The sequence below is a fragment of the Streptomyces sp. NPDC059679 genome (assembly GCF_042734105.1).
Lineage (GTDB): Bacteria > Actinomycetota > Actinomycetes > Streptomycetales > Streptomycetaceae > Streptomyces.
This window is the reverse complement of record NZ_JBHWES010000030.1, coordinates 1-14146: the sequence shown is the minus strand read 5'-3', so window position 1 is coordinate 14146 and position 14146 is coordinate 1. Positions and strand designations below refer to the sequence as shown.

Genomic DNA, 14146 nt, shown 5'->3' with positions numbered 1-14146 from the left:
TCTCCGAAGGTTGTGCGAGGGCACGGCGGGGTCGGCCGTGAGGGGTGGTTCCGCGCCGGGGGTGGGCGCTGGGCACCGGGGGTGGGCGCCAGGTGCCGGGGGTGGGCGCCAGGTGCCGGGGGGCGCTAGGCGGCTTCCGGGCTGCCCAGCAGCATGGCGTGCTTGACGCCGCCGGTCTGGTAGCTGAAGCACAGCGCGTAGTCGAAGTCGAGCGGCCGCGTGCGTGTTCCGGGCACCGGGTCGAAGGGGAGCCCGTCCATGGGCTGTTCGCAGTTCGCGGTAGGACACACCGCGCCCTGTTCCATCATCATCAGCGTCAGGCCGGCGCCCAGGCACCCGGCCGGGGCCCCGTGGTGGCCGAAGCACGCGTCCTGCGAGGTGAGCAGCACCGGGCCCGCCGCCGCCCCGTACAGGGTCCGAACGGCGCCCCCCTCTACGGCGGCCACGGCCGAGTCCCCGTGGCCACAGCTGTGGATGTACGGCACCTGCTCGATCCGCCACCGCTCCCCCAGGCACCGGCGCGCGGCGTCCGCCAGCTGGGCGCCGGTGTCATCGGCTCCCAGTGGGTTCGCCAGCCCGTCGCGGGTGAGGGCGGTGGCGAGCACCTGGCCATAGATGTGCGCGCCGCGCCGGTGGGCGCGCTCGCGGCTCTCCACGATGACGGTCGCCGCGCCCTCGCCGTAGTTGATGCACTCGGAACGCCGGTCGTACGGTCGCATCGCGGCGTCGGACGAGGGGGTGAGCCCCAGCGTGCCGGGCTCGCCGCCCAGCGCCTCATAGGCGCGTCGGGCGCCCCCCAGCAGGCGTTCCGCCGTCCGGATGACCTCTCTGTTGAAGACGTCGACGCCGGTCACCGCGGCGAGTTCGATCTCGCCCGCCGCGATCATGCGCCGGGCATGGCCGAGCTGCACGGATCCGGACGCGCAGCCGCAGGCCACCGTGAAACACGGGCCGGTGGTACGGGTCAACGCCCCCTGCACCACGGCCACATCGGAGGCGGTGCCGGCCTGCCCGCCCGCGATGAACAGTTCCAGCGCTTCGAGTGGTGCGGTGTGCGCGGGGTCGGCGCGCAGCGCCGCCAGATAACTCTCGACGTTGCTGTCGACCCCGCCTCGCCCGACGAGCAGGGCCGCCTCCCCCAGGTCGCCGGCGTGGATGTCCAGTTCGGCATCCGCGCACGCCTCCACCAGCGACACCAGCCCGAATCGGTGCGCGTCGGTGAAGTGGCGGGAGAAGAATTCCGGGATATCAGGGACGCGCTCCGCGAACCTGCCGTCGGACAGGTCGACCGAGCCGTAATACCTCCCGTTCCGCCCGAGACAGCAGCCGCCCCGAGAGGCGACGTTCCACACCTGACCGGCGGTGAAGGCCGGTCCGTCGTCGCCCGGCAGGCAGAATCCCAGGCCGGTGACCACGGCGCCCCTGGGGCTTCCGCGGACTTCGAGGGAAGGGTTCGGCGGGCTCATGACGCCCTGCCGCAGCTGAGCACAGTCATGTCTGTGAATCCAATGCGATGGGGGTCAGCCGCGAGTTCTTGACTCCGTCGGCCGAGAGAGAGCCACATCACGCTTCAACGTTTTGTGGAATAGACAACGCTACGCCGCGGCGTCGGGAAGAGAAAGGGAGCGCCGAAACACAAGGTGGTACAGGTCGCGGGAAGTTGGTACGCCGTTGAATTGAATCCCGAAGACGGCGCACCGGCAGAACGGCGGACAGCCCCACCTCCCCCGCTCCGCCTCGCGCGCCCGGCGGTCGTGCGGCACACCGTCGCGATCAGGGGCGCCACCGCCCCGGCAGGGCGCCGCCACCCCCGGCCGCCGCCATGCCCCTCCGGTCGCGCCGATAAGAAGACGGCGGGCGCGTCAGTCCGTCGGCAGGCGGGTGCCGCAGCGGGCGCAGTAGCGGGCGTCGCGCTCCTGCGCGAGGCGGCCGCACTCCGTACAGACCCGGTGGAGCAGGCAGGCCGGCTCGCCCCCTTCCGGGGCCGCGGCTTCCTGGACCGCGGCTTCCCGGGCCGCGGCGCGGATGGCGAGGCCGGGGCGGCGGCGGTGCACCGTGAGGTAGACCAGGCCGTCCGCGCCGGCGGAGAGCGCGCGGCGGGCGCCGTGCGGCAGCCACGCCACACAGCCCGGCTCCAGTTCCTGCCGGGTATCCGCCACGTCGAGCCACCCGCTGCCGTCGGCCACGTACAGCAGCACGTCGAGGTCCGGCTCCACATGGAAGTCGACCCGGGCTTCGGCGGGCAACCGGATCACGTTGGAGTCGAGTTGACGCCCCTCGGCGGCGAGCCGCCACAGCGCCCCGCCCCGGTCCGCAGTCACCTCGCGCATCAGCTCCGACAGCCTTCCCAGCACACCAGACACCGCCGGCATCGGCTTCCCACCGCTCCTTCCCGTTCCTCCCACAAGACCGTGAGACGCATACCTCACGAGCACGGTTCCGCTGATAACTGGAATTTAGCATGCGGATTTAACGGCGTCGCGCGCCACGCCCAGTGGCGCGCGCGGCGGTCGGGAGTAAGGCCACTTCTCGCGCTTGTGGATCCGCCGGATGCCGGTACAGTCGCCAGTGCCCCGCAATCGCGGGGCAGTTGAAGGGGGCGGCTTATGCGTGCGCTGGTGGGCGGCCGGTGAACCGAGCGCGATTATGGTGGCGCAGCCGCCGGGTCGCCGACGGTCTCGAACTGCCGAGCCCCTTCGACCCGGCCGCCTTCGTGGCGCTGCTGGCCGAGCGGCGCGGGCGCCCGATCGAACTGCTGCCGGTCACCGTACGCCACTCCCTCCCCTGCGGTCTGCTCGCGACCACCGACCGGGCCGACTACATCCTCTACGCGGCCGATACGACCGCTCTCCACCGGCAGCACATCGTGCTGCACGAGACCGCCCATCTGCTGTGGGGCCACGATGGCACGGCCGACCCGGCCTCGCTCGGCCTGCTGACCCCCCATCTGTCGGGCTCCCTGGTGCGCCGGGTGCTCGGCCGGACCGTGTACACCCAGCCGCAGGAGCAGGAAGCCGAGTTCCTGGCCTCCCTGATTCTGCAGCGGGCCCTGCGCAACGACCGGGGGCCGAGCACGTCGAGCCCCGGCCAGGCCCCGCTCGGCTCGCTCGTCGGCGCGCCGCCGGAACGGCTCGTGCCGCCGGGCGGACGTGGCGCGCCGCCGGGCGGACGGGCCGGGACAGCGCCGACCCCGAAACCCGACCACGGCCATGGGTGACCTGCTCGGCTACCTGCCCGCCGCCGCGGCGATGGCGGTGGGCTGGTACGAGCTCCGGCTGGCGCGCAGACGCCGGTTCGCCCCGGGCACCCGCCAACTGTGCCTGTTCGGGGTGTGCATGGGCGCCGCGATGGCGGTCCTCGCCCCCGCGACGGTGACGGCGGCCGGCCACGTACTGCCCGCCGCGGCCGAGGCGTGGCCCCATTTCGTCGGCCGTGAACTGGAGATGGCCGCGCTCGCCTGGCTGGCGCTGGCGGCGATGGCCCTCGATCTGCCCGACGCCCGTCACATCCCGCCGCGGTGGCATGTGCGGGTCACGGTGGCCGTGTGTGCGGTGGCCGCGGTGTGCTTCCTCGCCTCGCGCGCGGTGGTCGAGGCGGGCGAGGTGGTCGCCCCCGGGGCGAGCGGCAGGGCCGGGCTGGTCGCGTTCGACGTGCTCTTCACGCTGTACAGCCTGTGGAGCCTGACCCTGTTCGCGCTGCCGGTCCACGCCCAGATCCGGCGCTCGGGCCCGGGCCCGTTCCGTACGGGGCTGCGGCTGGTCACCGCGAGCGCGTGCGTCGGCGGGCTGTGGGCGCTGTGGGGGCTGACGGGCGTCGAGAACATGGCGCGCACCGGCCGTCAGGGCGCGGGCACGGACCCGGTCGCCATGGTGCTGGCCGCCTCCTGCCTGGTGCTGGCCTGCCTGGGCGCGACCGCCGCCTGGTGGCGCGGCGCCGTGACGGCGCCCGCCCGCTGGCTGCGCGCGTACCGCCGCTACCGCGCGCTGGAACCGCTCTGGTCGGCGCTCCACGCCGCCGCCCCCGGGATCGCCCTGCGCACCCGGACCCGCCGGCTGTCGTGGCTGCCGCCGCGCAGCGCGGAGTTCGCGCTGTACCGCCGGGTGATCGAGATCCGCGATGGCTACCTGGCGCTGCACCCGTACGCCGCGCCTCGGGGCGCGGCGGAGGGGGCCGGGACGGCTGCGGACCGCGAGGGCCCCTGCAAGGACATGGGCGTGGGCGTCGAGGCCGAGGTGGCCCGCACCGCGGAGGCGGAGGCCGCCGCCGTCGCGGCGGCGATCGTGGCGGCGAGCAGCGGCGTACGCCCCGGCGACCCGGACCCGACCGGCAACGCTCCCGGTCCCGCTTCCAGCCCCGCCTCCGGTCCCTTCTCCGGTCCCGCCGTTCTGCCGATCCGGGGCACGGTCGACGCCGAGGCGGCCTGGCTGGTACGGGTGGCCGACGCGTTCGCCCGGTCCGCGGGCGAACGGCCCGTACGCTCCCGGGTGCCCGCCGAACTCCGGCTCAGCCGGGGGCGGGAGCGGGCACCCGCGTCGGCGCCGGGGCGGAAGGGCTGAGCGCGGAGGCGTCCGTCGTATGGTGCACCCAGTTGGCGATCTCGACCCGCGAGGAACAGCCCAGTTTCCGCATGGTCTCCCTGATGTGATTCACCACCGTCCACTCCGAGATCTGCAGCCGTCGGGCGATCTGCTTGTTGCTCAGCCCGAGTGTGATCAGGGCGGAGACCTGGGACTGCCGGGGAGTGAGCGGATCACCGGGCGGCGGGCCGCCGCACCCGGGCGCGGGCGGGAACGTCGGCCGGTCGGCGTCGGGCGGCCCCGCGTACGGATGGGCGGTGCGGTCCGGGCGGGGGCGCGGCTTCGCGGATGCTCGGGGCTCAGGACGGGCCGTGGCCAGGGAGCGGTTGGGCGCCGTGGCCGCGTCGCGGTCGGAGGTCGCGGACATCAAGGGGTCCCGGGTCACGTTCGGGTTCCGGGTCACGTTCGAGTTCCGGCCCGGGTTGGGGTCCGGCGCCGGCTGTAAGCGACCGCAACGGGCCGCGAACTCCTTGACCAAGTCGGGCAGCGGCGTCCCGGCCCCGTCCGACAGAGCCTCGAGGAAGCCCCGTTCGCCCAGGTGGCGTCGCATATGCCCCTCCAGCCGCCCCACCGTGAAGTCCGGGTATCCGGGCTCGTCGAGCAGCCCGCCGGCGCCGCGCGCCGCGTGGCAGGCGCCCAGGCATCTGACCACGTCGGCGGCGCGGGCCGTGGTCCTGGGCAGCAGGGGCGTGCCCAGCACCGAGAGCAGGGCGCCCAGCACGGCGGGGGCGCCGAGGGTACGCAGACCGGCCACGGCCCGGTCGAAGTAGCCGTCCGCCTCGGCCTCCCGACCCCGCGCGGCGGCGAAGACGCTCAGCTGGAGCAGGGCGGTGCCGGAGACCAGCGCGTCGCGGCGGCGGGTTCCGCCCGACAGCGCCTCCACCGCCAGGGCCATGGCCTTCGCCGGGCTGCCGTGCAGGAATTCCGCGAGCGAGGCGTCGAGCATGACCCGGTGGAGAGCGTGTCCGTCGCCGATGTGCGACCGGTGGCCCGCGACCGCCGTGTGCAGGGCGGCCAGCGCCTCACGCGGCCGGTGCGGAGCCTCGGCGATGCCTCGAAGGTGCAGCAACCGGGCCGCGAGCAGGGCCTCTTCGGCATCGTCGGCGGCCTCGTCCCCCCGTTCCGCCCTCCCCACCACGCCGGCCCGGTCCGCGTCCGCCTGGCCGAGGAGGGCCAGGGCCGCCTCCGGCTCCCCGGCCCGGATCGCCGCTTCGGCCAGCAGCAGGTTGAGCCGGGTCCGCCGGGGCGTATCGGCCGGGGTCTCCGGCAGGGCGGTCAGCCGCTCGGCCCAGGTGAACGGCGCGCCCGAGGCGTACCAGTACGTACGCGCATGGTCGACCAGGGCGATCGCCTCGTCCGCCGCGCCGACGCCGATCAGGGTGTCCAGGGCGCAGCGGATGTTGCGCTCCTCGCTGCGGAAGGCCGTGATCCCGGCGTACTGGTCGCCTTCGGCGATGCGGCGGGCGGCGGTGCGCGCCAGCTCGGCGTAGTAACGGGCGTGCGAGAGGCGCGGGTTGTCGTGGGCGGGGGCGGAATCCGGCCCGGCGATGGGGAGGGATGGCTCGAAGGGGATGTGCAGCCGGGTGCGGGTGAACCCGTCGAGACGGCCGGACGGAAGCGCGGACACGCTCAGCAGATGGCGGCCGAGCAGGGTCTCGAGCGCAGCCGGGAACGCGTTGAGGGGGACGCCGGCGATCCGTCTCAGCGCCTCGGGCCCGGCCCCGCCGCTGAAGAGCCGGGAGCAGGCGAGAAGCCGTCGTTCGGCGTCGCCCAGTTCGGGGTGGCGCCGCGCCCGTACGGACGCGTCCGGGTCCGTGGCCGCCGCGCGGGGCGAGGGCGTGGCGGGGGCCGGGCCGCCGTACGCGTCGAGCAGCCGCGCGAGGCTGCCGCTGTCGCCACCGGCCCCCGCGGGGCCCTCGGGGCCGGGGTCGAAGCGCCCGTCCAGCGCGGCCCAGAGCACTTCGGGCCCCTCCAGGGCGGCGATCCGCGCCGCCAGCACCAGGGCGCCAGGGATGCCGCGCAGTTCCGCGCAGGTACGGGCGACCGCCTCCTGGTTGTCGTGCTGGACGCGGAACGCGGGGTTCAGGGCGCGTAAGGAGGCCACGTACAGCCGCACGGACGGGATGCGGCACATGCTGTCGAGGTCGAGCGCCGAGCAGTCGAACGGGACGGGCAGCGGCCCGACCGTACGGGCCGCAAAGCCCGCGGAGGACGCAGCGGCCGCGGCGGCCAGGGGCTCGCGGGCGGTGACGATCAGCCTGACGCCGGCGCGCGCCACCGCGGCCCGCACGCCCCCGTGATCGGCCGCGGCAAAGCCCTCGGCCAAGCTCTCGGCCAAGCCCTCGACCAGGATGAGCGGCGGCGCGCCGACGCCGCCAGGTCCCCCGCCCCTGACGGCCCTTGGGCGCTCACGGAGGCGCGCGACGAGCCGGATGAGCGCCGCGCCGGGGTCCTCGTACGCGGAGCCGTCGAAGCCGATCGTCTCCGCCCCGCTCACCGACGCGTACGCGGACGCGACCGCTCGGGCCAGCCGTGTCTTGCCGATGCCGGGCCCGCCGGAGAGCACCACACCCAGTGTGGCCGTGTCCGTCAGGAGCGCCAGCAGTTCGGAGATCTCACGGTCCCGTCCGAAGATCTCGCGGTCGGGCGGATCGGTCATGGACGGCTCCACGGAGGTGTGTGAGCTGAGATGAATGTTATGTGGAAAATCCTGCACACCAGCTGGACGACCTGTCAACTAGAATGAATGGCGACGCGTTGAGGACCTATGTCTGCTGTCGCCCGCCGAAGAGCCACGGCGGGCGCGAACGAGAGGGGTGCGCCGTGACAGGGGAGGAGCCCACGCCGTCGGCGCTGGCCGACAAGATCGACACTCTCTTCAAGGTCGTGCGCCGGCCCGACCGCCAGCAGCACAGCCATGAGGAAGTGGCCCGAGCCTGCCGCGAGGCCACCGGCGAGACCTTCTCGGCCACCTATCTGTGGCAGTTGCGCACCGGGCGGCGGGACAACCCGACCAAGCGCCATCTGGAGGCGCTGGCACAGTTCTTCCAGGTCCCCCCGGCCTACTTCTTCGACGACGAGCAGGGCGCGGAGATCGCCCGCGAGTTCGAACTGCTCGGCGCGCTGCGCGACGCGGGCGTACGGGACGTGGCGCTGCGCGCGGTGAACCTCTCCCCCGAGGGTCTTGGCACGATCAGCGATGTGATCGACGCGATCGCCCGGCGCGAGGCGGAGGCCGCGGCGGAGACGAAGGCGGAGAAGGGCAGCGCGAAGCGGCGCCGCGAGCGCGGTTGACGGCGGCGTGACACGGCAGGGCCCCGCCGACGCGAACGTCGGCGGGGCCCTGGTTTTTCCGGCTCTCGGCCTCTCGGCCTCTCGGGTCAGTCGCCCTTGGTGATGGTGGTCAGCAGCGAGAGCGTGGTGGTGATGATGATGGTCGTGATGGCGGAGGCGTCCGGGTCGTGGACGGTCCGGGTGGTGGCGAGCTCCGCGACGGCGGCGTCGGGCGTGGTGTAGGCGGCGTAGCCGCCCATCAGGTCGATGGCGCTCATGACTGCTGACTCCTCGGGTCGTTGATGGCGCGGGCGGTGTCGAGTACGCACGGACGGGTGCGGGTCCGGCCCCCGGCCCTCCCCCCGGCCCGCCTCCCGTCCGTCCCCTCGATCCCAGCAGCCGTCGGTCGGCCCGGGCACCCGCAGGAAACTGGCCCAACCCCGAGGGGCCGAGGGCAGTCGGCCCGGCGGCGCCGGCCGGGGGCGCCCGCCACGGCGCGAAACTGACAGATTCCTGCCCCTGGCACGGCTCCGCGGCTGTCCGTGCGGAGGTCTGCCAGGCGAAGTCCTGCCACTTTCCGCCTGTTCGCGGCCATGCCTAGCGTTTCGCATATGACAGCGACGATTCCGGAGGATGTGTACGGCGCACCGGACGCCTCACGGCACGATCTGGCCCCCGTACCGCTCTCGGAGGCGCCCGAAGTGGCGCGCGCGCTGAGGCGGCTCGGCCTCCCACCGCTGGTGCCGGACGGGCTCGTCAGCCATCCGGGCCGCAATGACAACTGGGCGGGCCGCACCGAGGACGGCCAGCAGGTCTTCGTCAAACGGCTGGACCGGCGGGCGCCCGACGCGACGGCGCGTTTCGACCGGGCGTACGCCTTCCAGGTGGTGCGGGCCGCGGCCGGGCCGTTCAGCTGGAGCGCCCCGGTCTTCCTCGGCGGCGACCGTGAGGCGCTGGTCATGGTCTACGCCCTGCTGGAGGGCGCGGTGTCCGGGGCGGCGCTGGCGGAGGAAGGCCGGTTCGACGCCGAACTGGCGCGCCGCGCCGGGCGGGCGGTGGGAGAGCTGCACGGCTTCCACCCCGCCGGTGTGCCCGCGGCGGCGGCCCACCACGGGCGCGGCCTGGCCTCCCGGCTGTCCACTCTGACCGTGGCGGAGTACACCCGCAGCAGCGCGGCCGAGCTCGCCTTCTGGGCGCTGCTGCAGCACGACGACGACCTCAAGACCGCGCTGCGAGTGCTCGGCGAGCGCTCCGGCGCCGCCGAGCCGGCACCGGCCCACGGCGATCTGAGGCTGGATCAGTTTCTGCTGCACGGGGACGAGCTGCATCTGTGCGACTGGGAGGAGTTCCGCCTCGCCGATCCGGCCCGCGATATCGGCGGCTTCGTCGGACAGTGGCTGTTCCGCGCGGCCACGCTGATGTTCACCGAGTTCGAACCCGATGGCCAGGAAGACGCGGCCGGTGCCGACGGCGGCACCCACGCGTCCCTGGTACGCGGCGGCGCCGACCAACTCGGCGCCGTACGGCCGCTGATCGCCGCGTTCTGGCGGGGGTACCGCGAGGCCCGGCCGACGGCCGAGCCGGGGCTCGCGGAGCGGGCCGTGGCCTACGCCGGGTGGCATCTGTTCGACCGGGTGCTCGCCACCGCCACGCACAGCGCCCGCCTGACAGCCGTCCAGCGGGGGACGGCGGGCATCGGCCGCGGCGCGCTGCTCGCGCCCCGGCGGTTCGTCGACGTACTCGGGCTGGGGAACGACGCATGACGGGCACCTCGGACACCACAGACACCACGGACGCGACAGGGCGGACCGGGCCGGGCCCGCTGTCGCCCGCCCTGCGCGCCGCGCTGACCGATCTGCGCCTGCCCGGCCTTCGGCCGGACGGCGTGCCGGACGTATGGCTTGCGGATCGCCGTATCCCGGGCGACACCGCGCGGGAGGTACGGCTGGCCCTGGCCACCGCGCTGTACGAGCGATGGCACGCGGGAACGGGGCTCGCACCCGACGCCCCGGCCCGACTGCCGCGCCGCGACCACGCCTTCGAGGCCCGTCTGATCGCCGCGACACCACATGCGCACACCCCCGCCGAGGCGGTGGTGCACACCACCGCGCCGCGCGGCGGCGGCCTGCTCACGGTGGAGCTGGGGCGGGTGCGGGTGAGCCTGCCGCCGGAGGCGGTACGGGGCCCGGCCCGGGTGACCCACGAGGCTGCTCCATCAGCCGTTGCGATACCGGCTGTTGCGACGTCGGCGGCTGAGGCCTCGGAGCCCGTGGCGTCGGCGGAGGGGGCGGCCCCGGTCGCGGGCGCGCGGGTGGTCGCGGAACTGCCCGCCGTACGGCCGGCCCTGTCACCGGGGTTCCTGCTGGTGGACGGGGTCCACGGGCGGCCGACGGACGGGGCGGACCGCGAACTGCTGCGGATGTATGTCCATCTGCGGTACCCGGACGCCGCCCCGCGGGTGTGGGGCGCCCTGCTGGCGGAGCTGGCCGCGCGGTCGGTGCCGTACCGGGCGAAGGTCCTCTCGCGCCCGTGGGCGTATCCGCGCCGCGACGCCATCGTGGTCTACCTCGACGCGGACCTCGCGGACGTGGTGTTCCCGCTGGCGGCGGCCGTGCACCGGCTGCCGGGCATCGGCGCGGACACCTCCGTCTTCGCGCAACGCCTGCTCCCGGGCCTCGCCGTCGCCTGGGAGCCGCGGGACACCCGGCCCGGGTGGGGCGGGCAGAGTTTCGGGCAGCACCGCGCGGCGGCGGTCGCAGAGGGCGTCGTACAGTACGCGGCGGACCGCGAACGCACCGACCTGGCCCGGGAGATCGCGGCCTCGCTGCGCGGCGCGGCGGCCGACCCCGAAGAGCCCGCCCGCAACCGCTCCTCCCCCGGCCTGCTCACCGCCACCCTGCTGACCTCGCGGGCGGCGTCCTTTCCGTCCTGACCCCATGTGATACGTGACCTTCGACGAGCGGAGAACCGATGCGGAGCAGAAGAGACTTACTGAGGGCGGTGTCGGCCGTGGCGGGGGCCTCCGCCCTCGGCGCCATGGGCGGTGGAGCGGCCGCGGCCTCGGTCGAACCCACGGCCACACCCACGGCCTCGCCGACAGGGCCGAGACGGGTGATGAACACCGTCGGGACGCGGCTGAACACCTTCCAGGACGCCTCGGGCCTGGTGACGGTGTCGGTGTTCTCGCACCGTGGCAGTCCGCCCCAGCAGCACTGGATCGACGAGACCGTGCTGGTCGGCGACGGAGACATGATCGCCATCGGGGGTGGCGCCACCGCGTTGGAGTACCCCGAGGGCGCGCTGCTGACCGCCTCGTACCCCACCGACGACCTGTCGGGCTGGACCGTCGGCTCGAAGGACCATCGCGCGGATCAGCCGCATGAGCTGGTGTCGTACGTCATCGGCCTGAAGATCGCCGGGATGAGCCGCGACGAGCTGCTGCGGTCGGTGTATGTGTCGCGCGCGGACAGCGGCACCGCCCCGCACCCGGAGGCCGAGGCCGGAATTCCGTCGTCGAACGACTATGTGCTGGTCGGCGGCGGCTTCAAGGTGGAGTGGCACGGCCAGGGCAATCTGGCCACGGCCTCCTTCCCCGCCACCGAGACCTCGTGGAAGGCGCGGTCGAAGGACCATCTGGCCCCCGATCCGGCCAATCTCCGGGTGTACGCGATCGCGCTGAAGCGAAACCTCCCGGTCGGCCGGGTCCTCACCGGCATCTCCAGGTCCGACTCCACCCAGACCGCGCACCCGGCGGCCGTGGCCTCGGTGGCTCCCGGGTACGCGCTGACGGGCGGCGGCGCGGAGGTGCACTACCACGGCGCGGGCAACCTGCTCTGGAAGCTCGAACCGGCCACCACCCAGACGCCGAGTTTCAGCGCGGCCGCCAAGGACCACCTCGCGTCGGACCCCTCGTCGCTCACCGCCTACTCGCTCGGCATCCGCATCAGCTGACCTGCCGTCGGGCGATCCACGCGGCGGCCGCCACGAGGGGTGCGGCGCCCGCTCAGCCCACTGCTCAGCCGGCTCGGCCCGCTCACTCCCTGGTGTCGCCCAGCGACTCGAGGACATTGCGGAGCGTATCGGCGAGGGCATCCTGGTCGGCCCGGCCGAGCGCGGTGAGCAACCGGCGCTCAGTGGCCAGGTGGTCCGGCAGGACCCGGTCGAGAAGCGCGCCACCCTCGTCGGTGAGGGCGACATGCACCACCCGGCCGTCCGACTCGCTGGGCGTACGGGTCACCAGGCCGCGGGCCTCCAGCCGGTCGAGGCGCTGGGTGATGGCGCCCGAGGTGACCATGGCCGCCCGCATCAGCGCGGCGGGGGTCAGCCGGTACGGCGGCCCGCTGCGGCGCAGCGTGGCGAGCACGTCGAAGGACGCGGGGTCGAGCCCGTGGGCGCCGAACGTACGGCGCGTCTCGGCGTCGATCAGCCGTGAGAGGCGTTTCAGGCGCCCGATGACCGCCATCGGCGACACATCCAGATCGGGGCGCTCCGCACCCCACTGCTCCAACACCAGGTCCACATGATCTGTCACGACCCCCAGATTAGCCAATCTCTTAGCAGTGAGATACTTTTCCTTAGTGCTAAGTAATCGGATCGGGATCGTCCTGCTGACCGCGCTCGCACCGGCCGTCTGGGGCACCACCTACCTCGTCACCACAGAACTGCTGCCCCCGGGCCGCCCCCTGCTCGCCGCGGTGGTCCGCGCCCTGCCGGCCGGCCTGCTGCTCGTCCTGCTCACGCGGCGGCTGCCGCGGGGGGCGTGGTGGTGGCGCGCGCTGGTGCTCGGAGCCCTCAACATCGGGGTGTTCTTCGCCCTCCTGTTCGTCGCCGCCTACCGGTTGCCCGGCGGGGTCGCCGCCACCGTCGGCGCCCTGCAGCCCCTTCTCGTCGCCGTCCTCGCCTCCGGCCTGCTCGGCGAGCGGCTGTCCCGGCGCACCGCGCTCGCCGGGGTGGCGGGAGTGGCCGGCGTCAGCCTGCTCGTCCTGCGGGCGGACGCGCGCCTGGACGCCCTGGGCGTCGCCGCGGCGGCCGGTGGCGCGCTCGTCATGGCCACCGGGGTCGTCCTCAGCAAGCGGTGGACCTCCCCCGCGCCGCTGCTGGCGACCACCGGCTGGCAACTGGTCGCCGGCGGACTGCTGCTGCTTCCCGTCGCCCTCCTCGCCGAAGGGCCGCCCCCCACGACGCTGACCGCCGGGAACCTGGCCGGCTACGGCTATCTCTCCCTCGTCGGCGCCGCCCTGGCCTACACCCTCTGGTTCCGCGGCATCCGCGCCCTGTCCCCCACCGACGTCACCTTCCTCGGGCTGCTCAGCCCGCTGGTCGCCACCGTGCTCGGCTGGCTCGCACTGGGCCAGCGACTCACCGCGTGGCAGGCCCTGGGCGGGGCGGTGGTCCTCGCCGCCATGGTCATGGCCCAGACCCATCCGGCCCGCCGCGCCGATCACGGCCGCGTACGGCAGGCCCGCCCGCTCAGCGATCTCGCCGTCCGCCGGACGGCCGAGCCGAAAGGAAACCGATAACAATGCGCATCACCGTCTTCGGAGCGGCCGGGAGCGTGGGCAGCCGGGTGGTGGCCGAGGCGCTCTCCCGCGGCCATGAGGTCACCGCGGTCGTACGGAACCCGGGCTGGCTGGGCGATCTGCCCACCGGCGCCACGGCCCGGGTCGGCGACGCGGCCGACGTCGACGACGTGGTCCGGCTGTCCACCGGCCGGGATCTCGTGATCACCGCCACCCGCCCCGCGCCCGGCAGCGAGGACGAGCTCGTCACCGCCACGAAGGCGCTGCTCGCCGGGGTGGCGAGCGGCGGCGTCCGGCTGCTGGTCGTCGGCGGCGCGGCGACCCTGACCGTGCCCGGCACCGGCGGCACGCTGGTCGTCGACGCCCCGGACTTCCCGGCCGCCTGGCGGGGCATCGCGCTGGCCTGCGCCGAACAACTCGAGGTGTGCCGCGCGGAGTCCGAGGCGGACTGGGCCTATCTGAGCCCGGCCGCCCTGCTCGAACCCGGCGAGCGCACCGGCACCTACCGGCTGGGGACCGACGAGCTCCTGGTCGACGCCGACGGCATATCCCGTATCTCCATGGAGGACCTCGCGGTGGCCCTGCTGGACGAGGCCGAGCACCCCCGGCACCACCGGACCCGATTCACCGTCGCACAGCCCTGACCGGGCTCTCCCGCTCTCGCGGGAAAGCCCGCCGGGGGGGGGGGGGGGGGGGGGGGCCCCGCGGGGGGGGGGCCCCCGGGGGGGGTTGTTTGGGTGCGGGTGGTGGGGGGGGGGGAACGGGGTGGGAGATTAA

General features: G+C 74.3%; 13 protein-coding genes. 8 read left to right on the top strand and 5 right to left on the bottom strand.

What is annotated here, in order from left to right:
* Window positions 1-125 precede the first annotated feature (125 nt).
* Together ACFV2X_RS28800 and ACFV2X_RS28795 are read right to left on the bottom strand one after the other, a co-directional pair.
* Window positions 126-1466, bottom strand: a complete 1341-nt coding sequence (locus ACFV2X_RS28800; protein ID WP_385621789.1) for a beta-ketoacyl synthase N-terminal-like domain-containing protein — start codon at window positions 1464-1466, stop codon at window positions 126-128.
* Window positions 1467-1862: 396 nt separating this feature from the next.
* The gene (locus ACFV2X_RS28795; protein WP_385621788.1) at window positions 1863-2372 is read right to left on the bottom strand and encodes a cupin domain-containing protein; all 510 of its coding nucleotides are present in this window, start codon (window positions 2370-2372) and stop codon (window positions 1863-1865) included.
* 257 nt (window positions 2373-2629) lie between these two features.
* On the opposite strand from ACFV2X_RS28795, the gene ACFV2X_RS28790 reads away from it, so the two are divergent.
* Complete coding sequence (locus ACFV2X_RS28790; RefSeq protein ID WP_385621786.1) at window positions 2630-3217, top strand: ParH-like protein; 588 nt, start codon at window positions 2630-2632, stop codon at window positions 3215-3217.
* Window positions 3210-4556, top strand: a complete 1347-nt coding sequence (locus ACFV2X_RS28785) for an MAB_1171c family putative transporter (RefSeq protein WP_385621785.1) — start codon at window positions 3210-3212, stop codon at window positions 4554-4556. Before ACFV2X_RS28790 ends, ACFV2X_RS28785 begins: the two co-directional genes overlap by 8 nt.
* On the opposite strand, the gene ACFV2X_RS28780 is transcribed toward ACFV2X_RS28785, so the two are convergent.
* Complete coding sequence (locus ACFV2X_RS28780) at window positions 4504-7236, bottom strand: LuxR C-terminal-related transcriptional regulator (protein ID WP_385621783.1); 2733 nt, start codon at window positions 7234-7236, stop codon at window positions 4504-4506. The genes ACFV2X_RS28785 and ACFV2X_RS28780 overlap by 53 nt on opposite strands.
* Window positions 7237-7400: 164 nt before the next feature.
* Here ACFV2X_RS28780 and ACFV2X_RS28775 point away from each other — a divergent pair, with 164 nt between their 5' ends.
* Window positions 7401-7871, top strand: coding sequence for an XRE family transcriptional regulator (locus tag ACFV2X_RS28775; RefSeq protein WP_385621781.1), 471 nt, complete (start codon window positions 7401-7403; stop codon window positions 7869-7871).
* An 86-nt stretch (window positions 7872-7957) separates the two neighbouring features.
* On the opposite strand, the gene ACFV2X_RS28770 is transcribed toward ACFV2X_RS28775, so the two are convergent.
* The gene (locus ACFV2X_RS28770; protein ID WP_179284966.1) at window positions 7958-8128 is read right to left on the bottom strand and encodes a hypothetical protein; all 171 of its coding nucleotides are present in this window, start codon (window positions 8126-8128) and stop codon (window positions 7958-7960) included.
* Between the two features lie 333 nt (window positions 8129-8461).
* On the opposite strand from ACFV2X_RS28770, the gene lxmK reads away from it, so the two are divergent.
* The 3 genes from lxmK to ACFV2X_RS28755 are packed head-to-tail and all read left to right on the top strand — an operon-like array spanning window position 8462 to window position 11801.
* Window positions 8462-9613 (top strand): class V lanthionine synthetase subunit LxmK, encoded by a 1152-nt coding sequence (lxmK, locus tag ACFV2X_RS28765; RefSeq protein ID WP_385621779.1) that lies wholly within the window; start codon window positions 8462-8464, stop codon window positions 9611-9613.
* Window positions 9610-10782, top strand: coding sequence for a T3SS effector HopA1 family protein (locus ACFV2X_RS28760; RefSeq protein ID WP_385621777.1), 1173 nt, complete (start codon window positions 9610-9612; stop codon window positions 10780-10782). Before lxmK ends, ACFV2X_RS28760 begins: the two co-directional genes overlap by 4 nt.
* Window positions 10783-10820: 38 nt before the next feature.
* A complete protein-coding gene (locus tag ACFV2X_RS28755) occupies window positions 10821-11801 on the top strand; it encodes a hypothetical protein (protein WP_385621775.1) in 981 nt (326 codons plus the stop codon).
* Between the two features lie 82 nt (window positions 11802-11883).
* On the opposite strand, the gene ACFV2X_RS28750 is transcribed toward ACFV2X_RS28755, so the two are convergent.
* Complete coding sequence (locus ACFV2X_RS28750) at window positions 11884-12381, bottom strand: MarR family winged helix-turn-helix transcriptional regulator (RefSeq protein WP_089505435.1); 498 nt, start codon at window positions 12379-12381, stop codon at window positions 11884-11886.
* Window positions 12382-12427: 46 nt separating this feature from the next.
* On the opposite strand from ACFV2X_RS28750, the gene ACFV2X_RS28745 reads away from it, so the two are divergent.
* Complete coding sequence (locus tag ACFV2X_RS28745; protein ID WP_385621773.1) at window positions 12428-13369, top strand: EamA family transporter; 942 nt, start codon at window positions 12428-12430, stop codon at window positions 13367-13369.
* A gap of 2 nt (window positions 13370-13371) precedes the next feature.
* Window positions 13372-14013 (top strand): NAD(P)-dependent oxidoreductase, encoded by a 642-nt coding sequence (locus tag ACFV2X_RS28740; RefSeq protein ID WP_385621771.1) that lies wholly within the window; start codon window positions 13372-13374, stop codon window positions 14011-14013.
* Window positions 14014-14146: the final 133 nt, after the last annotated feature.